Source organism: Shewanella sp. MF05956, assembly GCF_059758055.1.
In genome coordinates, this window is sequence record NZ_JCAYNV010000024.1 from 19,553 (window position 1) to 45,276 (window position 25,724).

The following is a 25,724-nucleotide window of genomic DNA, read 5'->3' on the forward strand; positions in this document are numbered from 1 at the left end:
AAATGTGCGAGTAACAAAATGAAGTTAGTTAAAATAGATAAAAGCCAATACCGTTCAGTTAACAATCAGGTGCAGATTGGCTTAGTGGTTACTCTGGCCATTTTGTCGTTAGTGTTTGGTCAGTTGATGATTTATTTCTTTGGCGTTAAGCCGTTACCTGGCGCAGAGTCTTCGGGGAATTTTCATCTTAATTTTACTGGCGTCATTTTAGCGTTAATGGTTTGCAGTTTATTGATCCGCAACCTACGCGAAAAACCCAAGTTTTATGAAGTGTATTACGTGTGGCAACTTAAACAGCTGCAAAACAAAATTTTCCGTAAACTCAAAGCAGTGCAACAAGCGGCCAAAGACAATAACCGTGACGCCTTAGTGATATTGAGTTTTTATTATCAAAGTTTGGCGATAGTTTACGAGCTAGATAACAACACCTTAACCATGTCTAACGTCAATAATGAGCTCGATAAATTACAGCAAGCGATTGAAGCTGGCGGTTTTACTATCGATACCGACGAATTTACTCCCGAGATGCTACAAGCCTTTTAGCCCGATTTTTCACTCTTCAAATAAGGAGCCATGATGTCAATATTGGCTGATATTCCTTTTTCGCTACTCGAACTTGCGCCAATGCGCGAAGATTCCACCATCACCGATACCTTAAAAGACAGTTTAGGTTATGCCCAGCATGCAGAAAGTCTGGGAATTAATCGTTTTTGGTTAGCCGAACATCACAATATGCCAGGCATTATTTGCTCGGCAACATCAATTTTGATTGGTTATATTGCGGGTGGCACTAAGCGCATTCGAGTGGGCGCGGGTGGCATTATGCTGCCTAATCATGCGCCGCTGGTGGTGGCAGAGCAATTTGGTACTTTAGCCAGTTTGTATCCAGACCGGATTGATTTAGGCCTAGGCCGAGCGCCGGGCAGTGACCCGGTAACCAGCTTAGCGCTTAATCGTGATACTCAGCGGGCAGAGCATTTCCCCAATGAGGTCAGTGAGCTGCAATCATTACTCGGCCCACGTGAAGCGCGCCAAATTGGGCAAGCTAAAGCGGTAAGGGCTATTCCGGGCGAGAATACCAATGTACCGATTTGGTTACTCGGCTCAAGCTTGTTCAGTGCGCAACTCGCGGCGCAACGTGGTTTGCCGTATGTGTTTGCGGGCCATTTTGCGCCACGCTTTTTATCAGAAGCCATTGCGCTATATCGCCGTGAATTTACCCCGTCGGCAGTGCTTGCTAAACCTTATGTGATGGTTGGCTTACCGTTAGTGGCAGCGCCTACCGATGCCGAAGCGCAGTTCCTAAGCACCACATCAAAACAACGTATTTTAGCGCTTATTCGCGGCCAGGAAATGTGGCTTAAACCGCCTATCGACAGCATGGATGGGTTGTGGAGCGAGCAAGAAAAAAGCTATGTCGATAGTTTCTTAAGCTTATCTATTTGCGGCGGCCCTGCGACCATTAAACATCGTTTAGAAGTGTTTGTTGAGCAGCTTGGCGTAGATGAAGTGATGTTTACTAACGATTTATACCGCAACGAGCACCGCTTGCGCGCACTCGATATTTTAATGAGTATTAAGGCGTAGTTACAACTCTCTAGGTATCCAACAACAAAAAACCAAGACTCGCGTCTTGGTTTTTTTTGGCTAAACACACCTTACGCAGTAATTTTTTGCGTTAAATCGCTTGGCCATTAACGGTTAATTTCACATCAATGTTGCCACGTACTGCGTTTGAATAGGGGCAAACTTGGTGTGCTGTTTTAACCAGTTTTTCTGCTGCTTCCTGGTCTAAATCAAGTTCAACAGCAAGGGCGACTGTAAGTGCAAATCCGCCATTATCGTTAGGGCCAATACCTACTGTTGCTGTGGTTGGTGCCGCTTTGATGGCCACTTTCCCTTGGGTCGCGACGTGCAATATCGCGTTTGAGAAGCATGCAGCATAACCTGCGGCAAATAATTGTTCTGGGTTAGTAAACTCGCCGCTGCCGCCCATTTCTTTTGGGTAGCTTAATTGTAAGTCGACTTTTTTGTCGTCGGTAGAAACTTGACCATTACGGCCGGCTAATGCTGTTGCTGAAGTGGTGTATAACGTTGACATAATAAACCTCGTGTATAAGTAAACTATTTTAAGTTAGGAATGATTTAAGTTGCGCGCAATATAATTGTGTTCACTATAACTAAGCGAAAATTAAAACGCAACTACATTGTGCGCAATTTATTTTTTAGCCAGTTCGTTTCACGTTAAAAAGCCGCGTATGAACAGACATTATTTGAAAATCGTTTACGGGTGCAGGCAAGGCGGGGTTGTCATGATTTTGTCACTGTTATGTCATCGTTTACTTTCACAATAGGCGCTTATTAGACCTCTTTGGCTATGACTGACATAGCCGCATGTGAATAGTAAAAATAAGGATTTGTTTATGAAACGGTTTGTCACTCGTCGTGATTTTCTAGCTATGTCGGCCAAGGGCGTTGGTGCTGTTGTCGTGTCTTACGGTTTAATGGGTTGTAATAGTGATGACGACGATGTTATTTCAGGTCAGTTTTTACAAGGTGTTGCCAGTGGTGATCCAGCCACAGATGCCGTGATCTTATGGACGCGAGTCACCCCAGATACGCCAGGCGATATAACGGTGTCATGGGAAGTGGCGACAGACAGTGACTTTACTGATTTGGTCACAAATGGCAAAACCGTTACTAATGATAGCCGCGACTATACCGTTAAAATTGATGCCGTGGGATTAGTGGCCGGCCAACAATATTTTTATCGCTTTAACGCGGGCGAAAACGTATCGGAGGTGGGGCAAACTCGCACTTTACCACAGGGCAGTGTTGATTCGGTTAAGCTTGCGGTGATGTCGTGCGCCAATTTCCCTGCGGGTTATTTTAATGTGTACGAAATGGCTGCTCAGCAAGATGATTTAGATGCCGTGGTGCATTTAGGAGATTACTTGTATGAGTATGCTCGTGGTGAATATGCCAGCGAAAATGCTGCCGCATTAGGGCGTGAAGTTTTACCTGAGGGTGAACTGTTTTTGTTAGCCGATTATCGTACTCGATATAGCCAATACCGAAGTGATGCCAGTTTACAAAAACTGCATGCTAAAGTGCCGTTTATTACGGTGTGGGATGACCATGAGGTCGCCAATGATACCTGGAAAGACGGCGCTGAAAATCATAACGACGGTGAAGGTGATTTTGACCAACGCAAAGCTGCTGCACTGCAAGCTTATTTTGAGTGGCTGCCAATCCGCCCCTGGAGTGAAGGTAATCATGAAGAAATCTACAGAAGTTTTAATTTCGGTAACTTGGTTGATTTGCACATGCTCGATACTCGTGTGCTGGGTCGCGACAAACAATTAGAATACGGCGATTACATTGACCCTGCCACCGGATCGTTTAACAGCGACACATTTTTGACTGCGGTCACCGACACCAACCGCACGCTACTAGGGCAAACACAACTATTGTGGCTACAGCAAACCTTGTTGCAGTCTACTGCTAAATGGCAGGTATTAGGACAACAGGTGTTAATGGGTAAAATGTTAATGCCAGCCGCCATTGCAACTCAGCAAATGAGTATTCCACAATTTGCTGAACTTGCCGGAATAGCCCAATTGGCAGGGCGAGCACAAGCTGGGGACAGCACATTAACGGCAGAACAACTGGCGTACTTACAAGCTAATCAAGACAAGTTGACCCCAGAGGTGATGGTATTATTACAATTGCCATCTATTCCGTACAATTTAGACGCGTGGGACGGTTACGCCTACGAGCGTGAAGTGATTTACGCGACCGCCAAATCGTTAAATCATAATTTAGTGGTAATTGCGGGCGACACCCATAATGCCTGGGCAAGTGAGTTAACAGACACCAACGGAAGTGTCGTGGGTGTTGAATTTGCTACCAGCTCAGTATCGTCACCTGGGCTTGAGTATTACTTAGGTTTGTCTGATGCTGAGATGCCTGCAACCGAAGCGGCTATCGTGGGCTTAATTAGCGACCTTAAATACGCTAACTTAAAAGATCGCGGTTATTTATTATTGACTTTCACAGCAGATGCAGTAAGCAGTGATTGGCAATACGTAGATACCATTTTAGACAAAAGCTTTACGAGTTTAGATGCGCGTAATTACAGCGCAACGAGTGCCGTGGGTAATCCACAAATAGTGGTAAGTCAGTTTTTGGGTTAACCAAAACAATTCAGCCACCTTAATGGTGGCTTAATTGTTTGCTGTAAATGGTCGATCGACTGTCGATTAATCTATCGTCAGGACGACAATTTTTAATGGGTGATTATCATCAAATGCAGGGAAGTCTTGATGGCAGTCTAACCACTGTGTAGCAGTGACTTTACGCCCCTGTTTTTCAACGCAGCGCACCAGGCTGTCGTACCATGCCTGGCGTTCAACTTTGGCGACATTATTACAACACACAATTTTACCACCTGCTTTAGTGGTGAGCACTGCAGGTTTAAATAAACCCTGGTAATCATTCACTAAATCGACAATGCCAAAAGCGCTTTTAGCGAAGCGTGGTGGGTCTAAAAACACTAAATCAAATTGCATTGCTCGCAGTTTTGGGAATTTAGGCAGTTTTTGATTACGACGTCCGCCAACGGGTAAACCCGCTAATTGACGCAGCGCCGGAAACGCATCGCTTTGCACAAATTCACACACATCTGTGACCTTGTTTAACTCGGCATTTTTTAGCCCAGCTTCAAGTGCAAATGATGAAAAATCGACATTCATCACTTTACGCGCGCCGCCCATGGCTGCGGCAATACCAATGCCGCAAGTGTACGAAAACAGGTTAAGCACGGTTTTACCATTACTGTTGTCGCAGACATATTCACGACCAATGCGCATGTCTAAAAACAACAGCGGGTCTTGACCTTCGTGGCGTAGCTTAGAGGTAAATAGAATGCCGTTTTCACGGATAACTTGTTCGGTTTGGGCGTAATCCTGGGCTTCGTTTACGCCAGCGTTGGCGACTCGTGAGTGGCTGCCTGAGCGATCGTTGTAAACGATATGAAAGTCAGCATGAGCGGTCAGCACACTTGAAATCTCTGCCAGTTGCTCGTCTGATAATGTCTGGTGAAATGTTTGGATTAACCACGCATCGCCGTAACGGTCAATATTAAGGCCATTTTCGCCTTCTACAGTGCCATGAAATACCCGATAACAATCGGTGTTATGTTGCTTAGCGTGCTCAAAAAAGGCAGCGCGTTTCGCTAACGCATCAGTTAAAACAGCTTGAATAGACATGGACACTCGATAATGGCGGGGCAATTTGCGCGGAGTATAGCAAACAATCACCTCGAATGTGGTAGCGAGATTATCGATAAAGCTTCACTTTATTCGGGGAGATATACCTTAAAGGTTTTGTCGGCAATAATTTTGCCATTAAGCATAAGCGTCATTCGCCAGTTACCGAGCTTATTACTCACGGGCGCCCAAATGCAATCACCCAAGTAAAAGCGCCAATCGTTTTCTTTAATATAAACCGTCCCATCAAACGGTGGTCGAATATGACCATCGTCATCAGGAATATCAGGATGATATATGCAGTAGGTTAATACTTGGTTTTTGGCTTTTTTGATCCGAGCAATAAAGCCAAACTCTGTATCGATCACGGCGGGAACGTGAACTGTTGCCTCTAAAAAACGTGGCAAGTCATCGCTCTGGTTGTCCCACTGGCTGAATATACCGCTATAAACAATGCTGACGTCGGCTTTTAGCTTACTCAAATCAGATTAACCTTTGCTGTGCTCTTTTAGGTACTTAATCGCTGCTTGCAGAGCAAAATCATAACCTTGTGCACCTAGCCCACAAATAACCCCTAGGGCTTTGTCTGAAAAATACGAATGGTGTCTAAAAGGCTCACGCGCATGCACATTGGATAAATGCACTTCAATAAACGGAATGGCAACGCCGAGTATCGCGTCACGCAGGGCTACACTGGTGTGGGTAAATGCGGCAGGATTGATGATAATAAACTGGGCATCGGTTGCATGAATCGCATCAATAAGCTGGTATTCAGCGTTCGATTGAATGTGCTCTAACGTAACACCAACCTGGTTTGCGGCATCGGTTAAATCGCTCACAATAGTAGCTAAGGTTTGATGGCCATAGTGACCCGGCTCGCGACGGCCAAGCAAATTTAGATTAGGGCCGTTAATCACTAAAACTTTGGCAGTGCTGCTCATGGGACTTCCTGTGTAGTGGGCGATAAGCGAATGAGTCCATTCTTACTGAAGATGCGCGCGTGGTAAACCTAAAAATGTTCATCTCACGGCTAAATATGCATTAATAGCCGGTTTTATTTTGACGCATAGCTTTGGTGGCGCCACGTTGCTTTTTGGTTTCTATTCGTCTTGTTTGGCTGCCTTTGGTCGCTTTGGTCGGTATGCGCTTCTTTTGTACTATGCCGACACTTTTTACCAGCTCAATAAATTGTTCTAACGCGGTTTGGCGATTAAAATCCTGGCTTCTTGATTGTTGACATTTAATGACAATTTTTCCGCTTTTAGTAATGCGGTGGTCAGCTTTAGCTAACAGCTTTTGTTGGTAAAATTCAGGCAATGACGATGACGCAATATCAAAGCTAAGCTGGGCCGCTGTTGATACTTTATTGACATTTTGGCCACCAGCGCCACTTGAGCGAACAAACTGCCATTCGACTTCGTTGTCTTGCAATATGACTCGTTGAGTAATTTGTATCATTCTGTTGAGGAAGTCCCCTTAAATTTATTCAATATCAGGTCATTATACCGTAATTGGGTATGTATTTCAGCGGTGGCCATTTATGAGTCTTAGCGTTGACTCGCCACGACACCAGTAAAACTCTGACTGTGCTCTGAGTTATTACATATTTAATGAAATCAATTGCAGAGTTTTGCTATCATGAGCGCCATTATTGCTTTACACGATAGCATCACCGTATAAAGCCTGTTCTATCGCCTGATGATCAGGCTGGAGTTAGCGTTATGTTGTGTCAAATCCCCGATATTACCAAGGGTGTCATTAGCTTATTTGTCAGTGGTCGCTTATCTGCGCCAGATTACCGTACCCGTTTACAGCCTGCTATTCGTGCCTATCGTAAAGATTGGGATCAGGTGTGTTTGTATATCGAAGCCGACGTATTGCTCGAAGGCTGGGACTTTGGTTCATTAACCGGCAGTGGTGAAGTGCAATTACCTGCTTTTGATGCGCTAGTGTTTGTTGGCGGCCCAGATTGGGTGGGTAATGCTGTACGTTTAATGGGACCATTTATGCAAGGTGAGGTAGCATGGTTTCCGTTATCGCAAAAACAAGATGCTATTGCGTGGATTGCTAAACGTTCAAAGTGTTAGTTTATGGTTTGCTGATACCGAAAAGGGTCAACAAATTCCGAATATTTATTAGAAAAGGATAGCTTATTTATGTCTTTATCAAAATTAGTTGCTGCTTCAAGCGCATTGTTATTAACCCTTAGTCTTACCGCTTGTGCACCTGAAGTCGGCAGCGATGCTTGGTGTAAGCAAATGAAAGAAAAAGAAAGTGGCGATTGGAGTGCAAATGAAGCCGCTGATTACGCAAAACACTGCGTATTTAAATAATATCGTTTAGGAGTGGGTGGTTGAGTCATACCGTTTTGCCTTTTATGGCTAACATAGCCAAATTATTGATTGCTTTAGTATTACTGCAATTTGTGGGTGCCAATTTAGGTGCGCATCAATTACACGCGGGTAACAGCAGCGAAGAGCAAAATAACCATCCACATCTTCAGTTTACTACCGAAGTGATAAGCCTCGTCGAGTGTGTCGATTGTATTTGTGCACTTGACGGTTCATTGCTGCATTCGGTAAATGATGATCATCAGCATGCTGACAATGTTACCGATGTTGAGCAAGTTGATGTCTGTTTAGATTGTCAGTGTCATGGTGGTCATGTGGCACTTGCTAAGCTTAACGATAATGTTGTTAGTGAACATTTTCATGACCTTTTTACCGATACCAAACTTAACTATTTACCTCCTGAGTCTTTCCCTACTTATCGCCCTCCTATCGTTTAATCCCTTTAAAACACGTTTTTACTGTTTAGCTTCACCTCTATATTCGCTGTTATTGTGCTAATGAATGCTTTTTTGCATTCCATTATGGCGTGATATCTCGCTTGAATGACGGTGGCTAAGCCTATTTCCGTTGATATTTATTGTCGACGGTCTCGATTGTTTTTAGGATTAACCATGAAAATCAAATCAGTCCCAGCACTACCTTTATTGGCAGCATTAAATGCCAACGCTATGTTGAGCCATTTAGTGAATCATTTTGTGAGTCATGCTCAGTTAAATGTTGCGCCAAGCATTCGAAAATATGACCGCACTAACTCCAGCGTTTCGCGGGCATTATTGTTCAGTGCAGCGCTATTGTTATCATTATTTGCACTGTCTAGTTCGCCTGTGCAAGCCAGCAGTGAATCAACAGAGGCGGCTCATCAAGAGTCGTTGTTAACCTTAAGTGCAGAACAGCGCCAACTCGCGGGAGTGGAAGTGGCACAGTTAAGTGCGACCGCGTTTAATTTACAGGCTGTAGCCACCGCTCAGCTGGTTGTAGATAAAGACAAAACTATCACCATAGCGCCGCAATTAGATATGCAGGTGCTTAAGCGTCATGTGGTGCCAGGGCAACAGGTGCAAAAAGGCCAACCATTATTGACTATCGGCGGGGCTGATATTGCCGCGGCGCAAGCCGATTACGTTAATGCTGCAACGGAGTGGGATCGCATAAAGCGCATGAGCCAAGGAACGATTAGTGCAAGTCAGCGGATGCAAACCGAAGTCAACGCAGAGCTTAAACGTGCCATTTTACAGTCGGTAATGATGTCCAAACAACAGATAGCCGAGCTAGCAACGTCGCCTAGTTCAATTGGCCAGTTTCAGTTATTGGCTCCCATAAATGGGCGGGTTCAGCAAGATATTGCCACATTAGGACAAGTGCTAACCGCGGGCACACCTTTGATGCAACTGACTGATGAATCGTATTTGTGGGTGGAGGCAGAACTGACGCCATTACAAGCAGATCAAGTCAATATGGGCACCGATGTTTTGGTGCGAGTGGGAAGCCGTACTCGAGAGGGTGTCATTATTGGACGTTCTCATGAAATTAACTCGCAAACCCGCACTGAGCAAGTATTAGTGCGTATGGCAAACCCTGGGCATGACTTACATGCTGGTGAGTTTGCTGAATTATACCTAGCAGCAAATCAAGGGGCAGAGCCGCTTGGGTTTATTGTGCCAGATGCGGCGTTAACACGCAGTGGTGACGGTGACTGGCAGGTGTTCATAGAACAAGATGGTGGATTTAGTGCAGTAGAAGTTTCTGTGGTGGAGCGTCAACGCGGACTGAGTTTTATTCGTGGTTTATCCCCACAAACTCGCGTTGTTGTATCAGGTGCGTTTTTCTTAGCATCTGAGCAAGCCAAATCTGGCTTTGATATCCATAACCACTAAGCGCTAAGGCATCATTATGTTATATAAATTAATTGAGATTGCCGTTGAAAAGCGGTTATTGGTGTTACTTGGATTACTGGCCACTGTGGTGGCATCGGTATTCATGTTACCAAAACTAAATTTAGATGCGTTTCCGGATGTCACTAATGTGCAGGTGACCATTAATACTGAAGCGGAAGGTTTGGCGGCAGAAGAGGTCGAGAAGCTGATTAGCTATCCTGTCGAATCGGCAATGTATGCATTACCGGCGGTGACCGAGGTGCGTTCATTATCGCGTACTGGTTTATCGTTAGTGACCGTGGTGTTTGCCGAAGGTACCGATATTTATTTTGCACGTCAGCAAGTGTTTGAACAACTGCAAGCTGCAAAAGAGTCGATTCCTGCGGGTGTCGGCACCCCTGAAATTGGCCCAAACACCTCAGGTTTAGGGCAAATTTATCAATACATTTTGCGGGCGGAACCCGAAACCAATATCAGTACATCTGAGCTGCGTAGCTTAAATGACTATTTAGTGAAGCTGATTTTAATGCCAGTGAGTGGCGTAACTGAAGTGCTGTCGTTTGGCGGCGAGGTGTTGCAATACCAAGTGCAAGTTGACCCTAATAAACTGCGCAGTTATGGCTTGTCTATGACCCAAGTTAGCCAAGCATTGGAAAGTAATAATCGTAATGCTGGTGGTTGGTTTATGGACCAAGGCCAAGAGCAATTAGTGGTTCGTGGTTATGGTTTGTTGCCCGCTGGCGACGCAGGTTTACAAGCCATTGCCGACATTCCGTTAACCGAAATCAATGGCACGCCAATACGAGTGGCCGACATTGCTAATGTGGCTTTCGGTCGCGAAATAAGAGTCGGTGCAGTGACCATGTCGCGTAGGCAAGTAGCGGCTAATGGCTCGTCGTCCGATGTACAAGCGCTGGGTGAAGTGGTTGCTGGCGTTGTGCTTAAACGCATGGGCGCCAATACCAAAGCCACTATTGATGACATCAATTCACGTATTAGTTTAATTGAGCAATCCTTGCCAAAAGGCGTGTCATTTGAGGTGTTTTACGACCAGGCGGATTTAGTCGATAAAGCGGTCACTACTGTGGTTGAAGCGCTATTGATGGCCTTTGGGTTTATCGTGATTATTTTGGCGTTGTTTCTGGTCAATATACGGGCGACATTGTTGGTATTACTGTCGATCCCAGTGTCGATCGGGATCGCGTTATTGATCATGTCTTACTACGGCATGTCGGCTAACTTAATGTCTTTAGGTGGTCTTGCTGTCGCGATCGGTATGCTAGTTGATGGTTCAGTGGTGATGGTCGAAAACATCTTTAAACATGTTAGCGGCGAAACTGGCACCAACCAATCTACTGAAGCTCATGTTGATAGTGATGTAGATAGCGATGTAGATAGTGAATCAGAATCTGCAACCCAAAGCATGGCGATTAGGATCATGCTGGCGGCAAAAGAGGTGTGCAGCCCTATCTTCTTTGCAACAGCGATTATCATCGTAGTATTTATGCCGTTATTTGCCCTAGAAGGTGTAGAGGGTAAATTATTTCAACCCATGGCCGTGAGTATTATTCTTGCCATGATGGCGGCATTAGTGGTGGCGTTATTTGCGGTGCCTGCATTGGCGGTATTTCTATTTAAACGCGGTATTGTGGTGCGTCAAAGCAAGATGTTGGCCCCCATTGACGCAGTCTATCGACGAGTACTGACACTGGTACTATCAAGCCCTAAATCGGTGATGTTAGCGGCAGTTGTTTTGTTTGCTGCAAGCATGCTGTTATTGCCAAAACTCGGTACCGAATTTGTGCCAGAATTAGAAGAGGGCACGATTAATTTACGGGTGACACTGGCGCCTACAGCCAGTTTGGCTACTTCGGTTAACGTTGCGCCTAAAATTGAAGCCATGCTGCTTGAGTTTCCCGAGGTGGAATATGCGTTAAGTCGAATAGGGGCACCAGAACTTGGCGGCGACCCTGAACCTGTGAGTAATATTGAAATATATATTGGTCTTAAGCCGATAGAGCAATGGACATCGGCAAGTGATCGCTTTGATCTACAGCGTTTGATGGAGCAACGGCTTTCGATATTTCCAGGATTGTTGTTAACGTTTTCACAACCGATAGCGACTCGAGTCGATGAGTTGTTATCGGGCGTTAAAGCGCAGTTAGCGATTAAGATATTTGGTCCAGATTTAAGCATCTTGTCGGAAAAAGGTCAGGTGTTAACCGATTTAGTCGCTGCCATTCCTGGCGCGGTTGATGTGTCGCTAGAACAAGTCAGCGGTGAAGCTCAGTTAGTGGTGCGGCCTAAACGTGAAGTACTCGCTCGCTATGGTATTAGCGTCGATGAAGTCATGAGTTTAGTCACTCAAGGTATTGGTGGTGCCAGTGCTGGCCAAGTGATTGATGGCAATGCCCGTTATGACATTAACCTGCGATTAGCGGCGCAATATCGTAATGCGCCAGATGCGATTGAAGATTTGCTACTCAGTGGTGCTAATGGCGCGATTGTGCGCTTGGGCGATCTTGCTGATGTGGTGATTGAAATGGCGCCGCCGAATATTCGTCGTGACGATGTACAGCGCCGAGTGGTGGTGCAAGCCAACGTATCGGGGCGGGACATGGGCTCGGTGGTCAACGATATTTATGCCATAGTGCCACAAGCTGACTTACCTGCTGGCTATACGGTTGTGGTGGGCGGCCAATATGAAAACCAGCAACGGGCGCAACAAAAGCTAATGTTGGTGGTGCCCATTTCTATCGCACTTATTGGTTTATTGTTGTATTTCTCGTTTGGGTCACTCAAACAGGTGGCATTGATTATGGCTAACGTGCCATTAGCATTAATCGGCGGCGTAGTGGCCTTATATGCCACTGGCACCTATTTGTCGGTGCCCAGTTCAATCGGCTTTATCACCTTGTTTGGTGTTGCTGTGTTGAATGGTGTGGTGCTGGTGGACTCGATTAACCAGCGCAGACAATCATCAGATGAAAGTCTGTACGACAGTGTTTATCAAGGTACGGTAGGGCGGTTACGTCCGGTGTTAATGACAGCACTCACCTCTGCATTGGGGCTGATACCTATCTTGTTATCATCTGGTGTGGGCAGTGAAATTCAACAACCATTAGCGGTGGTGATCATTGGCGGCTTGTTTAGCTCAACTGCTTTGACTTTACTGGTGTTGCCGACGGTTTATCAGTGGTTGTATCGAGATAAGTTATCATCGAAACAAAGCTAATTAGCTCAATAACATTTCAATCTAAAGCCTAGTCATCTGATTAGGCTTTTTCATTTTTATTCTTAAATTGCTTAAAAATAAACCTTGCTTATTTAGGATTACAGTTGTAATTTAAATAAATGGATTACATCTGTAATCCATTCGTCACCTAACAAGTTCTAACAACAAATGAGCGATATAGCATGAAAGAAATCAGTAATAGTGAATTAGTCGTGTTGCAGCAGCTTTGGCTGCAGTCGCCATTGACCTCTAGTGAGATTGTGGATGCCTTAGAGCATAGTCACGATATGCATGAAAAAACGGTTAAAACCTTGCTGAATCGCTTAGTTAAAAAACAAGCTGTGAGCTTTGAAAAACAAGGTCGGGTTTACCATTACTCACCATTAATTGCCGAGCAAGAATATACGCTGAAAGAATCGGTGTCGTTTGTTGAGCGTATGTTTGCAGGTAAATTAACCCCATTGGTGGCTGGTTTTGCGCAAAAAAATAAGTTGTCTGCTGACGATGTTGCTGAACTGCAAACCTTACTTGATGACTGGAAAAAGGAGCAAAAGTGATGATTAATTGGTTTATGGAACAAACCATTTCACTGAGTGTAGTGTGTATAGTGTTATTGGTTTCGCACCGCCTTTTACTGTCTAAACTAGGCGCACACTACACCTATTTTATGTGGATCATAGTGCCAGTTTTCGTGTTTGCTGACGTATTACAAATGCTATTGCCCTCGATTTTTAATGGATTTTCCAGCAATAACACGTCGATAATCATGCTGCAATACTACGTGTTTGCGACCGACACGGTTGCGTTGTCAGCAGGCTTATTTGACCTGTTATATCTGCCATATCTCTACGGTATCGTTATCACGTTTTTAGTCGCTAATATCGTGATGGAATACGGCTACCTGCAACGGTTAATCGAGCGTGGACGTCAGCTAGATATTCCTTCAGTAAAGCTTAACGTATTAGTCCATCCAGATATCGAATCACCAATGCTAGCAGGAGTGATTGCTCCGAGTATTTTAGTGCCAACGAGCTTTACATTACTCGATGAAAGCCAGCAGCAAGCCATTCTTCAACACGAGGTTTATCATTATCAACGTGGTGATGTGTGGAGCAATATTTTGGCTTATGGTTTGACGGTGCTGTTTTGGTTTAATCCATTGATGTGGTTGGCATACCGTCGATTTAGACACGATCAAGAATTGTCTTGTGATGCGCAAGTGACAGCCCACATGGAAGCCCATTCTAAAATTGCCTATAGCAACACGTTATTGGCCTATTCACAACATGCACCATTAAGCATGTTACACACCCATTATGGGGACAAAACTATCTTAAAAGAGAGGATTTTACAGATGAAAAAACAACATGGAAAAAGCACCTTAGTATTGATTGGTATGACATTGGCTATCGGTGTTGGTGCCTTTATGTTTAATCAACAAGCCCATGCCGGTGGCCAAGTGAATATTGCCAATACAACGAGCGACATGGCGTTACCCGTCATTAGAATTGAGCCTACTTATCCGGTTAATGCTGCTAAAGAAGGGGTAAATGGTTACGTACAAATGTCGTTTGATATTAACCCAGCAGGCAGTATAGCTAATGTGAATGTGATTAAGGCTTCACCTAAAGGGGTGTTTGATACTTCGGCTGTTGAAGCCCTTAAGCAATGGAAGTATCAACCTTCTGCAACTGGGTTTAAAGGCCTACAAGTACAGTTAGATTATGTGATCCATCAACCTGAGAAATCAGTCGAGAGAATCACGGTAAAATAACAAATAACAAAGATACTGAAAATGATTCAATGCCTCATTGCTATGGGGCATTGAATCATTTTTATAAATCAGGCTTTTTAGGTTGTAAGTTTAACTTCAATTTATTCGCCAACGGTTCAATGGCTGCTCCTTGAACAATGACCGAAATCAGCACGATGAAAAACACCATGTGGATCATTTCTCGTGAGCCTTCAACTCCAGCGGCGGCTGGGATAAGTGCAAATACAATCGGTGTCGCCCCTTTCAATCCAATCATTGATACAAACAAGCGTTTACGCCAACTTGCTTGCCTAAAAGGTAAGTAACATAACTGCACCGCTAATGGCCTAGCGACCATAATAAGCAGTACTGCGGGCAATAATGAGATAGTAAATACCGGCATTAATTGTTGAGGGAATATCTGTAAGCCTAAGATAATAAACATTAATGACTGTGCTAACCAGGATATACCATTAAAGAAATGCTTACTGACTTCAGCCCCTTTCTTTAAATAGTTACCAATAATGACCCCAGCAATGTACACCGCAATTAACTCGTTACCGCCTAAAATTTCAGTGCTGGAAACGGTAATAGCAAATGTCGCCAGGATAAACACCGGGATAAGTCCAAATTCTGGCAGTTTGATATTGTTTAGTGCCCAAACCGACAATTTACCCATTAATAAGCCGATGACCGCGCCGACACCAATTTGTTGCCCTAAGCTTGTGGCGATAGATAACGCCGTTGGCGCGCCGTTAGCGCTATTGATAATAAAGTCGGTGAGCATGATAACCATGAGCAGGGCGATGGGGTCGTTTGTGGCCGATTCGAATTCTAAAATAGTGCCAGTGCCTTGTTTTAACTTAAGCTTTTTAGATTCTAAAATTGAAAATACCGCCGCCGCATCGGTTGATGACACTACTGCAGCAAACAGCATGCAAGTAATGAGATTAAAATCGAGTAACGCATTCAATATAAAGCCAAAAATAACGGTTGTGAGAATAACGCCAGCGCTCGACAACATGCCGCCTTCTTTCCAGGCAAAGTGAATGTGTTTCATTGGCGTATTGAGGCCGCCCACAAACACAATGGTGTTGAGTGCAACGGTACCTATTGCCGATGTGAGTTGAAGATTGTCGTAAACAAAACCAAATTCACCATTACCAAAAGCCAGGCCAACGCCCATAAAAATCAATAATGACGGTAAGCCCAGTGTTTTCGATGGGTGATGGAGTAAAATGCCGATAGCAATAAGGATTGATATTCCTAATATAATAATATCTGGTGGCATATTGGCACTCCATAGGCAAGTAAGGCTGTATATTATGGCTATTTTAGCATTAAATTAGCCTAAACTGGTTTTATGAGCATTTATTAATATTTATTCATACCTTGTCAGTGAGTTGCTGTTTAACTTAATTAAGAGTTTTGTGAATATAACCGCTGATGTTCTCTGTGGATTTTTAACGTATTCTGCTAGTGATATTGACTCATAAACAACTTATTTAGCAACCTAATCGAACAAGCGGGTCAATTAAGTCTCGTAGTCAAAAACTCACTTATAGAGATTAACATTTTTATTACATTTTTTCGGTGCTAATATATTGTATGAGCATTATTTTACAGGCTTAACATGGCCATATTAATCAGTATTTGGGGCATTAGCATCTGTTGTTTCGGATTGTTTATGCTCCTTAAACCAGTCGCATTTGCTGATGCGATTATTGTCTTTAGTCGCAAACGCTACTTCCATTATTTTGAAATCCTCTCGCGCTTAGCTATTGGTGCAGTCTTGTTATTAGACGCACACAACACTGCGTACCCACTTGTATTTGAGTTTATTGGTAACCTGTTGTTTATAGTTGCTATTGTGTTAGTTTTTATGACAGAAAAACACCATAAAAAATTTGCCGTAACGGCCGCAAAACATTGCGTAAGCTGGTTTAAGCCAGCAGGGCTCGTCGCCTTAGTATTTGGTTTATGGGTTCTTTACGCAGCTGTGATGTGAACCGTTTTGTGTTGCCAATATTCAAGTAACGTTATTATTTTGTCTTTTTTGTTAAGATTTTATTCAGCCATAAATCCCTTCTAAGCCGCATGTTCATTGGATTTGCATATTTCTGCAATGTTATTGAAATGTTACTGTCATTTTTGCGCAGTCTTTTTGTCATTTTTGCACGTTAGCTTGTCATCCAGCCAACTAACTCACACGCTTACGTCCGTCTTCGGAGATGACAATGGAACTGAAAAATATTTTTAAACTGACTGCTCTTTCTACAGCGCTTGCTGCCACGCTAGGTCTAGCGGGTTGTGGTGGTGATATCAATATCAGCACTGGAAATGAAACCACAACACCTACCACACCGACTGCGCCAACAACACCAACCCAGAGTGCTCAAGAATTATCTTATAGCGGCTTTGCGACAAAAAGCGCGACAACGGTTGATGGTAAAGAAGTTTGGGTATTAAAAGGCACACTCGCGCCTTCTACAGCAGCCTCAACCATTAGCACTGGCGGCCAAGATGGCGACAAAATTGTGTTAGGTAACGACGTGGTATGGCAATTAGACGGCGCAGTTGTTGCGGGTGGCGACAATGCAAACTCAGTTGAATTATCGATTTTACCTGGCACTAAACTATTAGGTGGCAGCGACTCATATTTAGTGATTAGCCGTGGTTCAAAAATCATGGCCGAAGGCACCGCCACTGCACCTATCGTGTTTACCTCGGTTGAAGCAGGTTTAGGTGAAGAGGGCGAGGCTGGTCAATGGGGCGGCTTAGTATTATTGGGTAATGCACCAGTGAATACCTGTCCAGATTTAACCAATTGTGCGGCATCATTTGAAGTGGGCAATCACAGTTACGGCGGTGATGACACCGAAGATAACTCTGGTTCAATCAAATCTGTACGCATCGAATTTGGTGGATTTAAAATCAATGATACCCAGGAAATGAATGGCATCAGCTTTGCGGGTGTCGGTGCGGGTACTGAAGTTGATCACGTACAAGTTCACATGAATAACGATGACGGCCTTGAGTTTTGGGGCGGTAATGTATCGGTTTCTAATGTGGTACTGACCGAAAACTTTGATGACTCGTTAGATTGGACCAACGGTTGGCAAGGTAGTGCACAGCACGTTTATATTCGTCTGGCAGATAATGCGTCTAACCGTGGTATTGAAGCAGACAGCAACAGCGATGCCGCAGCATCACCTATGTCGCAACCTGCATTAGCTAACATCACCATTCAAGTGGCTAACGGTACCAATAGCGGCGGTGACGATGCTGAAGGTATTTTATTCCGTAAAGGCACAGGCGCTCACGCTTATAACGTGTTAGTTAAAGGCGATGTAGATTCTGGTGAATGTTTAGAAGTGAACGACGATGCCACCGTTAACAATGCTAATACCGCTGAGTTAACCATGCAAAACAGCTTAATTGACTGTGTTGAACCCTTTAAAAATGCCAAAGTCGACGCTGCAGCTGGCACGACGTTGGCATTAGATGTTGAAGCCTGGTTTAACGGCCAGGATGGTAACCTAGTGGGTGCCTCTGATCTAACTGACTACATGCCTAATTCATCATCGGTTGCATTAACGGGCGGCAAAGCTGACTTAAGCAACGTTGATGCACGCTTGGATAACGCCAACTATATCGGTGCTTTTGATGGCACAAATGACTGGACAGCGGGTTGGACTACCGCCATTCATGACGATGTTGATACTACTCCTGCCGAGCTCCCTGTGATGACGTCTTGCCCTGTGGGTACAACGGCCTCTGACGCGGTAGCAGGTTTATATAAAGATTCATCTGTGACCTTAATCTGTACGCTTGAAGGCAACGTGTTAAGCAACACCACACTGCTTGCGGGCCAAAACGTAATGTACAAAATTGATGGCGGCGCAGTGCTTGTCGGTACCGATAAAGGCACATCAGCAACCCTTGCTATTCAAGCTGGTGCTAAGTTATTTGCTACTTCTAACAGCTATATTGCCGTAAGCCGTGGGTCTAAAATTATGGCTCAAGGTAGTGCTGACTATCCTATTGTGATGACGTCTGAAGAAGATGTGATTGCCGGTGCAACCGCTGACCGTGGTCAATGGGGTGGTTTGGTTATTTTAGGTAAAGGCTTAACTAACACATGCCCAGATAAAAACGCATGTGATGCTTCGTTTGAGGTCGGTGACTTCCCTTATGGTGGTAACGACAATGCCGATAACAGCGGCCAAATCAGCTACGTTGTTGTTAAGTATGCCGGCTTTAAAGTGAACGATACACAAGAAATGAACGGTATCTCGTTTGCAGCAGTGGGCAGTGGTACGCAAGTTGACCACATTCAAGTGCATGCTAATGGCGATGATGGCGTAGAGTTTTGGGGCGGTGCAGTTAACTTAAAATATGTTTACCTAACTGAAAACTTTGACGATTCATTAGATTGGACTAACGGTTGGACCGGTAAGGCACAGTTTGTGTACATCACCCATGAAGATGGCAACGCAAACCGTGGTATCGAAGCAGACAGCAATAGCTCAGGCGCAGCGGCAACACCGGTGTCAGCACCAAAGCTGGCTAACTTCACGATTTTACCGGGTGTTGATATGCCAAATGCTAGCGGCGACAACGGCGAAGGTATCTTACTGCGTGTCGGTACAGCAGGTGAGCTTTACAACATACTGGTACAAGGTCGTAAAGGCAGCACTGCAGAGACTGAATCAGGCGAGTGTTTAGAGCTTGACGGTTCGGTATCGAGTCTAGTGGATAACGTTAATGACGGTTCGCTAGTGATGACTCACTCAATCATTGATTGTAATGAGCCATTTAAAACCTCAGGTACTACCGCAATAAGCACAGAAACCTGGTTTATGGGCCAAGAAGGTAACTCAACTTCAGTGGTGAGCATTACCGATGGCATGCCAGCAACAAGCGATACAACGCTACTTGGTACAGGTAAGGACTTAAGCATTGATGACAGCTTCTTCGAATCAACCAACTTTATTGGTGCATTCGATGGCCAGACTGACTGGCGTCAAGGTTGGGCATTTGAGCCACAGTAATTCTTGATAATCTAAATCAGTGACCTATTAATAGCCGCTCGCAAGGGCGGCTATCTCTGAACCGCATACAGGATAGTATAAGTATGAAAACCAAGCCGAGTTTTACCGTTAATAAGTTAAGCCTTGCCATTCTCTCTGTGATTTCTGCGGCAACGTTATTAACAGCTACCCCCGTATACTCGCAAGAACCAGCGCCTGTTCGTGACCCTGGTGAAGTGATTCCAATTGAACCGATAGAAGTTATTTCAGTGACCGGGCGTTTACGCAGCTCAGCATCAGAAGCCACTGAAGAACGTCGTGAACAAATTGCTGTAGCCGATATTATGGGCTCAGAACAAATTTCAAGAACCGGTGACGGTGACGCAGCCGCCGCGCTGCGTCGTGTGACCGGTTTAACCCTTAAAGATGGCAAGTTTATTTATGTGCGTGGTTTAGGTGAGCGCTATTCAAGCACCTCATTAAACGGGGCTACCGTGCCCTCGCCAGACCCAACTCGCAATGTTGTGCCTTTAGATATGTTCCCTGCATCTATCATCGAATCTTTGTCGGTGCAAAAATCAGCGTCAGCTAATTCGCCTGCCGCATTTGGTGGCGGACATGTCGATATTCGCACTAAATCTATTCCGTCAGACTTCTTTTTTAAAGCCTCAGTGGGCGGCCGTTACAATACTAACGACTCAGACGACAGCTACACTTACAATGGCGGTGGCAATGATTGGACCGGCCAGGATGACGGCACCCGCAATATGCCGAGCACCATTAATGACACCATTAATCAATATGGTGGCATTAGCCCAATTGATATCGTAAGTGGCTCAAACGGGGCGATTAACTACCCTGCAGCACAAAAAATTAACCGCGACCTGGCCCTAGGCTTATATCGCGATATGACGATACAAAATCAAAGTACTGATCCTGCCGTGCGTGGCGACATTGCCATTGGCGATCGTTGGGACATTAGCGACGACATTATTTTTGGTGCTTTGTCGGCAGTGTCTTATAAAAAACAAGCCGAAAACTACACCAAACGTGAAGTTGAGTTAGACGGCGACAGCAGCCAGGTTCAAATTGAAAACCAAAAAGACACCGTGGGCACCGACTCGATTGTGCAAGTGTCGGGCATGCTTAACCTAGGATTAGAAATTGGCTACAACCACAAAATCGAAACCTTCACCACTTACCTGCAAGACACCTCAGATGATGTGTCGCTTGGGATTGAAGAAACCATCGATACTCTTGGTGAGCCAAATGCGTTGCAAGTTTATAATATCGATTATGAAGAGCGATCGCTGATCAGTAACCAAATTAAAGGCCATCATTTTATTGAAGATTTAAATGATGCCGAGTTTAACTGGAAGTATTCTGACGCCCGTTCTGAGCGTTATGCCCCTAATGAAGTGTCGTACACTTACAACGTGGTGTTAGACGACAACAACGAGCTTTTGTCGCGTAATCTTAATACTCAAGATGCGCCAAAATACGTTTATAGTCGCCTCAACGACGACAGCACGAACTACGGTTGGGATTTCAGCTACCCAATCAATCTCGATGATGCAATTGTTAAGCTTACCGCAGGCTATGAGTACTTTGAGCGCACCCGCGAAAGCTATGCCACGCGTTTAGGTTTAGATGTTGATTTAAGCCCAACCGACATCAACGGCAACATTTTAGCCGGTGATTTTGACGATATATTCTCAGACAGCAACATCAGCAACGACACGCTAGATTTAGAACTTAAAGATGCATCAACCGATACTGAAGATTACATTGCTGCCGAGAAAAACGATGCCGCATTTATCAGTATGGATATCGACTTTGACGATGTATGGCGCCTATATGCTGGTTTGCGTTACGAAGACTTTCGCCGTGTAACATTGCCAATCGATCCAGAGGGTGAGATTTCAGACGAAGGCGGCCGTTACGAATTAGCCGATTATGTGATTGCCGAAGACGGTTGGTTCCCATCGTTATCATTAACCTGGAAACAAACCGACACCACACAATGGCGTTTAGGTGCGAGTAAAACTATTGTGCGTCCAGACTTGCGTGAAGTCTCGCCGGTGCGCTTTCAAGATCCCGTTACCGGTTTTGATTTTTTCGGTAACCCAGAGTTAGAAAGTTCAGACATTCTAAACCTCGATTTACGTTGGGAGTACTACTCAGACTCGGGCAACAACTTCAGCGTGGGTGCATTTTATAAAGATGTCGATGCGCCGATTGAGCCGATTCAGCGTATTTCAGAAGCAGGCCGCCAGCTTAAGTTTTATAACGCCGAGTCGGGTTATATCTTCGGTGTCGAAACTGAGTTTTTGCAAGAACTTGAATTCCTCGGCAGTGATGGCAGCATTTGGGAAGACTTTTTTGTTGCCGGTAACTTAACGGTAGGGGACTCTGAGATTGATATCGCCCCTAACGGCGAAATCGACCCAACAAATCAAACTCGCCGAATGACAGGGCATTCACAATGGGTGGCTAACGTGCAATTGAGCTACGACTCATCAGACAGTTATCACAGTGCTACCTTGGTGTATAACGTGTTTGGTGAACGCATTGCTTATGGCGGACGTGGCGGCTTAGATGACGTATATGAAAAGCCATTTCATAGCCTGGACTTTACCTATACTTTCTTCCCAACAACCAGCACCACGGTGAAATTGAAAGCCCAAAATATTTTAGGTGAAACAACCGAGTACGAGCAGCAAGACTACCAAGTGTATGCAAAAGACCCTGGCACAGAATACACTTTACAGTTTAGCTATGAGTATTAATGTTCTAGTCAGTTAAGATTAAAACGAGTACTGGTTTTTAGTGGTTTTTACTCATCATTTCAATCACTAAAAACGTGCATGGCCACTTTCTTCGGAACAAAGAAAGTGGCCTTTTTTATTCCATTTACTGTCATGTGAGCGATTATCGCACGATATGTTTTATCAATCTTTTTCAACTCAATATTGTTAATATACCCAACATACCTCTACTTTTTGCCAGCGGCTGCTCGAGTAACTCATCATTATGTTTAAGCGTATTTCAGTTTTTTTCTATTTAATCTTAGCGTTATCAACCAGTGCTTGTGCGATGCCAACAGGCATGAGCCAGGCGGGCAGCATTACAGCGCCGTCTATTGACGAAGCAAGTGGATTAGCGGTATCACGGATTAATGACAATATATTGTGGGTGCACAACGACAGTGGTGATACGGCAAGGATTTTTGCTATCGATACCCAGGGGCAGCAATTAGCCACACTCAATATTACTGGTGTAAAGAATACCGATTGGGAAGATATCGCCTCGTTTGTTTATCAAGGCGAATCGTATTTATTGATCGCCGATGTGGGTGATAACCAGGCGAAACGATCGCAGTATCAGTTACATTTGATCAAAGAGCCCGATTTAAGCCTGCTCAATGGCCAAAAAAACCTGTCGGCCCAACCCGTTTGGAGCATGACATTTACTTACCCAGATGGGGCTCACGATTGTGAGTCAGTCGCGGTGGACAGTGTAAAGGGTAAAATACTGCTATTAACCAAACGCGATACGCTGCCAATATTATACGAGCTACCTTTAATGGCTCCGTCAGCACAAAGTGGCTCAAATAATTCACCTGCTCAAGTTATGAATAAACAAGCTAAAAGACTCGGTGAAATTGCACCTTTACCTACCGCAGTGCTCGATTATGTCAGTATTTATACCTGGGCAGGGTTTGCCGGAAAGCCCACCGCGATGGATATCTCTGCTGATGGGTTATCGGCGGTCGTTTTAACCTACACCCACGCGTTTTATTTTAGCCGCACTCAACCCGGTGATTGGTTAAGCTTGTTTTCAACAACGCCACTAGAGATTACTCTGCCAGCAATAAAGCAAGCTGAAGCGGTAGGATTTAGTCAAGATGGCCAGAGTATTTATATCACCTCAGAGATGATCCCTGCACCTGTGTATAAAATGGATTTGAACAGTGCTGGTACGCCGCAGTAGATAACGTTATTTGCAATGGCAATGGCAATGGCAATGGCAATGGCCAGATACAGATACAGATACAGGCAAGGGTATCGCTTAAAGCCATCCTCCTCGAGTGCTTATAACCCGGTTTTTAAGCGTTACTAGGAGAGTGCCAGCTCTTGCTTTGGTTTTTTCAGTCTGGCTATTGGGTTTGATATTGCTGCGTTGTTTCTTCAATAAGTTGCTGCCACTGTGGATATTCTACAAAACTTTGTTGTAAATCGCCCCATGGCGTTAGCGCCTCGGCCATTGACGGCGCTTTGTTTTGGCTGGCCTGGTATAAATAATAAAAGGCAGAGGCGCGGTAATTAGCGGCGCAATGCACTAGCACTGGTGCATCGCCATTTTGCTGCATCAGGCTATAAAACTGCGCTAGGTTTTCTTGTGTAGGGTTTTGCCAATCAACACTGATATTGTGATAGCTCATGCCCAGTTGAGTGACGATGTTCTGCTCATTGGGTAATGCATTTGGATTGTCGTTAGGGATAAGGTTTATCACGGTTTTAATACCCGCTTGAGCAAGTTGTTCAAATTGCTGCTCTGTGGGTAAACCCGAGGTCATCACTTGTGGGTTATTAAACTTAACCGCTTTAATGTCACCCAGTTTGCTGGTGTCGATATTCGTCGTACTTTCTGCACTATTCACTCCCACACTGTACACTCCCACGCTGAAAAACAAACAACACATTAATATGCTGGTGGACAGTAGGTTAAAACCTTGTGGTGTATTCATGTGGTTTCCTTGAGTTGATACGTGATAGCGTGTGATGAACTTTTGTTGTGTTCAAGTTAACCATATCATTGTTATGTTTGCAGATAAAAGTGACCTGCTTACAGTGACTGCTTGAGCAGGCCAAGCCTACCGTTATTTCGGTGATGTTGTAGAGCCAGAATCGAGCTCTATCTTTGTGCTCTGCGCCTATGGCTATTAACGTCTTTATGTATAGGCGGTGTAACGTTTAATCGCTTTACAACAATAAGATAGTAAATGTAGGATGATATTAATCAATACGTTAAGGGGCTGGCTTTACTGAGCAAGTTCTTCAATAAGCTTTTAGGGCTTCCAAGGATCAATTCTGTTATGGAGAAGATTAAAGGTATATGTTTTTTTGCCCTGACATTTTTTAGTTTTTTTGGTGTGGTTGTTTTCACCCCTGCGCTTGTTTATGAAGTTTTTCAAACGTCAGATTCAAAAATTGTCGAAGCTGAAGTGATAGAGTCTTATTTTGGATATGAAGAGCTTTTTGGTCGTGAAGCTTGCTCTTTAGAAGTTGAACTTAACATTTTATCGACCAACGAAAACGTCATTGTCAGAAATGCCAAGCCTGGTGATATTGCAATATGTAGCTCAAAGAAGAAGTTTGCAGCCAATTATCAGCCAGGAGAATTTACGATTGTTTTTTTATCAAAAAATGGGGAATATTACCTTGCTTTAGGTTCATACCTCGAAGCCATGACACCAGGAATATTTAGTATGGTATGGTTTATTTTTTTCTACTCATATATAAAAATATACCGTAAGAGTGCCTCACAAGTAAGCCCTAACTAAGCAGTTAAACAAGGACTAAAAACCGTGGGCTGTAGGCTTCGCTCTATTTTAACCCACTATTTTTTCGCTTAATGCGGCTTTAAATTTCTAAATGAGTATCAGTAATGTTTAAGCGTAGAATTTTACCAAAAGAATCGGATTTTCCGCTAGGTACTGAATTTTATATCTTTGAGTGGGATGTTCCATTGTCTAAAGAGCCTGATGAAAATGGTGAAACAGTTTCCTATTTTACTTGGTTTGGCTCTAAGAGGCAGGCCTATCCAATAGACCGGCTAAAAATTGATAATAATTGGCCTGCTGATTCATTTGAACATTGGCTTGAAATAGTAAAAGATTCATCTAAATAGGTGTTGTAGTGAAACAGAATTTAACAAAGCGTCGAAAAAACACGGTTTTGACTTTGGCGTTAAGCATTTTAACCAACAATCTCTCTCCGCTCAATTGGGCGTATATTCTAAGGATGGTTATGAGTAAATTTGCATTTGTTCTTTTCTTTTTAAGCTCAGCCGGTAATGCAGGGCGAGATCGTGAATGTTTTTTGAACAATTTGACGCACTATTTGACGTTAACATCTCGCTATGATCTTATACTCCCTTTTTTCGGGAGCACACCATGCATATTGACCACTTCAAAGAGAATTTC

The 25,724-nt window shown here is 44.2% G+C and carries 23 protein-coding genes; 16 read left to right on the plus strand and 7 right to left on the minus strand.

All coding sequences use genetic code 11. From position 1 onward, the window contains the following. The first annotated feature begins 18 nt into the window (after positions 1-18). Positions 19-543: a DUF3087 domain-containing protein gene (locus AC19MX_RS19640; protein ID WP_498299599.1), complete on the plus strand. Its 525-nt coding sequence runs from the start codon at positions 19-21 to the stop codon at positions 541-543. A 33-nt stretch (positions 544-576) separates the two neighbouring features. After that, entirely contained in the window at positions 577-1,587 is a 1,011-nt protein-coding gene (locus tag AC19MX_RS19645) for an LLM class flavin-dependent oxidoreductase (RefSeq protein WP_432401125.1), read from the plus strand. 91 nt (positions 1,588-1,678) lie between these two features. Here the strand turns inward: AC19MX_RS19645 and ohr are convergent, their stop codons facing one another. Further along, positions 1,679-2,101 (minus strand): organic hydroperoxide reductase Ohr, encoded by a 423-nt coding sequence (ohr, locus tag AC19MX_RS19650; protein WP_498299600.1) that lies wholly within the window; start codon positions 2,099-2,101, stop codon positions 1,679-1,681. Positions 2,102-2,423: 322 nt separating this feature from the next. Here ohr and AC19MX_RS19655 point away from each other — a divergent pair, with 322 nt between their 5' ends. Continuing rightward, positions 2,424-4,196, plus strand: coding sequence for an alkaline phosphatase D family protein (locus AC19MX_RS19655; protein ID WP_498299601.1), 1,773 nt, complete (start codon positions 2,424-2,426; stop codon positions 4,194-4,196). A 66-nt stretch (positions 4,197-4,262) separates the two neighbouring features. On the opposite strand, the gene AC19MX_RS19660 is transcribed toward AC19MX_RS19655, so the two are convergent. From AC19MX_RS19660 to arfB, 4 genes are all read right to left on the minus strand, one after another. After that, the gene (locus AC19MX_RS19660) at positions 4,263-5,270 is read right to left on the minus strand and encodes a class I SAM-dependent rRNA methyltransferase (RefSeq protein WP_432401130.1); all 1,008 of its coding nucleotides are present in this window, start codon (positions 5,268-5,270) and stop codon (positions 4,263-4,265) included. An 89-nt stretch (positions 5,271-5,359) separates the two neighbouring features. Beyond that, a complete protein-coding gene (locus AC19MX_RS19665) occupies positions 5,360-5,752 on the minus strand; it encodes a DUF3859 domain-containing protein (protein WP_498299602.1) in 393 nt (130 codons plus the stop codon). A gap of 6 nt (positions 5,753-5,758) precedes the next feature. Continuing rightward, positions 5,759-6,211 (minus strand): type II 3-dehydroquinate dehydratase, encoded by a 453-nt coding sequence (gene aroQ / locus AC19MX_RS19670; protein WP_498299603.1) that lies wholly within the window; start codon positions 6,209-6,211, stop codon positions 5,759-5,761. 100 nt (positions 6,212-6,311) lie between these two features. Beyond that, entirely contained in the window at positions 6,312-6,728 is a 417-nt protein-coding gene (gene arfB / locus AC19MX_RS19675) for an alternative ribosome rescue aminoacyl-tRNA hydrolase ArfB (protein ID WP_188956206.1), read from the minus strand. Between the two features lie 263 nt (positions 6,729-6,991). Between arfB and AC19MX_RS19680 the strand changes: the two genes are divergently transcribed. The 7 genes from AC19MX_RS19680 (at position 6,992) to AC19MX_RS19710 (ending at position 14,504) form a co-directional block, all read left to right on the plus strand. After that, on the plus strand, positions 6,992-7,357 hold the full coding sequence (locus tag AC19MX_RS19680) for a SpoIIAA family protein (RefSeq protein ID WP_160056017.1): 366 nt from the start codon (positions 6,992-6,994) through the stop codon (positions 7,355-7,357). A 69-nt stretch (positions 7,358-7,426) separates the two neighbouring features. Beyond that, positions 7,427-7,603: a DUF3012 domain-containing protein gene (locus AC19MX_RS19685; protein WP_498299604.1), complete on the plus strand. Its 177-nt coding sequence runs from the start codon at positions 7,427-7,429 to the stop codon at positions 7,601-7,603. A gap of 44 nt (positions 7,604-7,647) precedes the next feature. Beyond that, on the plus strand, positions 7,648-8,058 hold the full coding sequence (locus tag AC19MX_RS19690) for a hypothetical protein (protein ID WP_432309032.1): 411 nt from the start codon (positions 7,648-7,650) through the stop codon (positions 8,056-8,058). Between the two features lie 174 nt (positions 8,059-8,232). Beyond that, on the plus strand, positions 8,233-9,495 hold the full coding sequence (locus AC19MX_RS19695) for an efflux RND transporter periplasmic adaptor subunit (protein WP_498299605.1): 1,263 nt from the start codon (positions 8,233-8,235) through the stop codon (positions 9,493-9,495). 16 nt (positions 9,496-9,511) lie between these two features. Beyond that, complete coding sequence (locus AC19MX_RS19700) at positions 9,512-12,730, plus strand: efflux RND transporter permease subunit (RefSeq protein ID WP_498299606.1); 3,219 nt, start codon at positions 9,512-9,514, stop codon at positions 12,728-12,730. Positions 12,731-12,912: 182 nt separating this feature from the next. Beyond that, entirely contained in the window at positions 12,913-13,287 is a 375-nt protein-coding gene (locus tag AC19MX_RS19705; RefSeq protein ID WP_498299607.1) for a BlaI/MecI/CopY family transcriptional regulator, read from the plus strand. Beyond that, a complete protein-coding gene (locus tag AC19MX_RS19710) occupies positions 13,287-14,504 on the plus strand; it encodes a TonB family protein (RefSeq protein WP_498299608.1) in 1,218 nt (405 codons plus the stop codon). The genes AC19MX_RS19705 and AC19MX_RS19710 overlap by 1 nt, the downstream gene beginning before the upstream one ends. Positions 14,505-14,565: 61 nt before the next feature. On the opposite strand, the gene AC19MX_RS19715 is transcribed toward AC19MX_RS19710, so the two are convergent. Beyond that, positions 14,566-15,774, minus strand: a complete 1,209-nt coding sequence (locus tag AC19MX_RS19715) for a potassium/proton antiporter (protein ID WP_498299609.1) — start codon at positions 15,772-15,774, stop codon at positions 14,566-14,568. A gap of 396 nt (positions 15,775-16,170) precedes the next feature. On the opposite strand from AC19MX_RS19715, the gene AC19MX_RS19720 reads away from it, so the two are divergent. The 4 genes from AC19MX_RS19720 (at position 16,171) to AC19MX_RS19735 (ending at position 23,509) form a co-directional block, all read left to right on the plus strand. Further along, positions 16,171-16,491: a hypothetical protein gene (locus AC19MX_RS19720; RefSeq protein ID WP_498299610.1), complete on the plus strand. Its 321-nt coding sequence runs from the start codon at positions 16,171-16,173 to the stop codon at positions 16,489-16,491. Between the two features lie 229 nt (positions 16,492-16,720). After that, positions 16,721-19,537: a beta-helix domain-containing protein gene (locus AC19MX_RS19725; protein ID WP_498299611.1), complete on the plus strand. Its 2,817-nt coding sequence runs from the start codon at positions 16,721-16,723 to the stop codon at positions 19,535-19,537. Between the two features lie 83 nt (positions 19,538-19,620). Then, positions 19,621-22,305 (plus strand): TonB-dependent receptor domain-containing protein, encoded by a 2,685-nt coding sequence (locus AC19MX_RS19730; protein ID WP_498299612.1) that lies wholly within the window; start codon positions 19,621-19,623, stop codon positions 22,303-22,305. A 244-nt stretch (positions 22,306-22,549) separates the two neighbouring features. Then, positions 22,550-23,509 carry a hypothetical protein gene (locus AC19MX_RS19735; RefSeq protein ID WP_498299613.1) on the plus strand — a complete coding sequence of 320 codons (960 nt, stop codon included), beginning with the start codon at positions 22,550-22,552 and terminating at the stop codon, positions 23,507-23,509. 166 nt (positions 23,510-23,675) lie between these two features. Here the strand turns inward: AC19MX_RS19735 and AC19MX_RS19740 are convergent, their stop codons facing one another. Continuing rightward, positions 23,676-24,266 carry a protein tyrosine phosphatase family protein gene (locus AC19MX_RS19740; RefSeq protein ID WP_498299614.1) on the minus strand — a complete coding sequence of 197 codons (591 nt, stop codon included), beginning with the start codon at positions 24,264-24,266 and terminating at the stop codon, positions 23,676-23,678. A gap of 348 nt (positions 24,267-24,614) precedes the next feature. Between AC19MX_RS19740 and AC19MX_RS19745 the strand changes: the two genes are divergently transcribed. Then, positions 24,615-25,082, plus strand: a complete 468-nt coding sequence (locus AC19MX_RS19745; RefSeq protein WP_498299615.1) for a hypothetical protein — start codon at positions 24,615-24,617, stop codon at positions 25,080-25,082. A 104-nt stretch (positions 25,083-25,186) separates the two neighbouring features. Continuing rightward, positions 25,187-25,429 (plus strand): hypothetical protein, encoded by a 243-nt coding sequence (locus tag AC19MX_RS19750; protein WP_498299616.1) that lies wholly within the window; start codon positions 25,187-25,189, stop codon positions 25,427-25,429. Positions 25,430-25,724 lie beyond the last annotated feature (295 nt).

Excerpts from the sequence above, each read along its gene's own strand:
- AC19MX_RS19640 (WP_498299599.1), top strand. The coding sequence starts at position 19 with ATGAAGTTAGTTAAAATAGATAAAAGCCAATACCGTTCAGTTAACAAT.
- AC19MX_RS19645 (WP_432401125.1), top strand. The coding sequence starts at position 577 with ATGTCAATATTGGCTGATATTCCTTTTTCGCTACTCGAACTTGCGCCA.
- ohr (WP_498299600.1), bottom strand. The coding sequence starts at position 2,101 with ATGTCAACGTTATACACCACTTCAGCAACAGCATTAGCCGGCCGTAAT.
- AC19MX_RS19655 (WP_498299601.1), top strand. The coding sequence starts at position 2,424 with ATGAAACGGTTTGTCACTCGTCGTGATTTTCTAGCTATGTCGGCCAAG.
- AC19MX_RS19660 (WP_432401130.1), bottom strand. The coding sequence starts at position 5,270 with ATGTCTATTCAAGCTGTTTTAACTGATGCGTTAGCGAAACGCGCTGCC.
- aroQ (WP_498299603.1), bottom strand. The coding sequence starts at position 6,211 with ATGAGCAGCACTGCCAAAGTTTTAGTGATTAACGGCCCTAATCTAAAT.
- arfB (WP_188956206.1), bottom strand. The coding sequence starts at position 6,728 with ATGATACAAATTACTCAACGAGTCATATTGCAAGACAACGAAGTCGAA.
- AC19MX_RS19680 (WP_160056017.1), top strand. The coding sequence starts at position 6,992 with ATGTTGTGTCAAATCCCCGATATTACCAAGGGTGTCATTAGCTTATTT.
- AC19MX_RS19685 (WP_498299604.1), top strand. The coding sequence starts at position 7,427 with ATGTCTTTATCAAAATTAGTTGCTGCTTCAAGCGCATTGTTATTAACC.
- AC19MX_RS19690 (WP_432309032.1), top strand. The coding sequence starts at position 7,648 with ATGGCTAACATAGCCAAATTATTGATTGCTTTAGTATTACTGCAATTT.
- AC19MX_RS19695 (WP_498299605.1), top strand. The coding sequence starts at position 8,233 with ATGAAAATCAAATCAGTCCCAGCACTACCTTTATTGGCAGCATTAAAT.
- AC19MX_RS19700 (WP_498299606.1), top strand. The coding sequence starts at position 9,512 with ATGTTATATAAATTAATTGAGATTGCCGTTGAAAAGCGGTTATTGGTG.
- AC19MX_RS19705 (WP_498299607.1), top strand. The coding sequence starts at position 12,913 with ATGAAAGAAATCAGTAATAGTGAATTAGTCGTGTTGCAGCAGCTTTGG.
- AC19MX_RS19710 (WP_498299608.1), top strand. The coding sequence starts at position 13,287 with ATGATTAATTGGTTTATGGAACAAACCATTTCACTGAGTGTAGTGTGT.
- AC19MX_RS19715 (WP_498299609.1), bottom strand. The coding sequence starts at position 15,774 with ATGCCACCAGATATTATTATATTAGGAATATCAATCCTTATTGCTATC.
- AC19MX_RS19720 (WP_498299610.1), top strand. The coding sequence starts at position 16,171 with ATGCTCCTTAAACCAGTCGCATTTGCTGATGCGATTATTGTCTTTAGT.
- AC19MX_RS19725 (WP_498299611.1), top strand. The coding sequence starts at position 16,721 with ATGGAACTGAAAAATATTTTTAAACTGACTGCTCTTTCTACAGCGCTT.
- AC19MX_RS19730 (WP_498299612.1), top strand. The coding sequence starts at position 19,621 with ATGAAAACCAAGCCGAGTTTTACCGTTAATAAGTTAAGCCTTGCCATT.
- AC19MX_RS19735 (WP_498299613.1), top strand. The coding sequence starts at position 22,550 with ATGTTTAAGCGTATTTCAGTTTTTTTCTATTTAATCTTAGCGTTATCA.
- AC19MX_RS19740 (WP_498299614.1), bottom strand. The coding sequence starts at position 24,266 with ATGAATACACCACAAGGTTTTAACCTACTGTCCACCAGCATATTAATG.
- AC19MX_RS19745 (WP_498299615.1), top strand. The coding sequence starts at position 24,615 with ATGGAGAAGATTAAAGGTATATGTTTTTTTGCCCTGACATTTTTTAGT.
- AC19MX_RS19750 (WP_498299616.1), top strand. The coding sequence starts at position 25,187 with ATGTTTAAGCGTAGAATTTTACCAAAAGAATCGGATTTTCCGCTAGGT.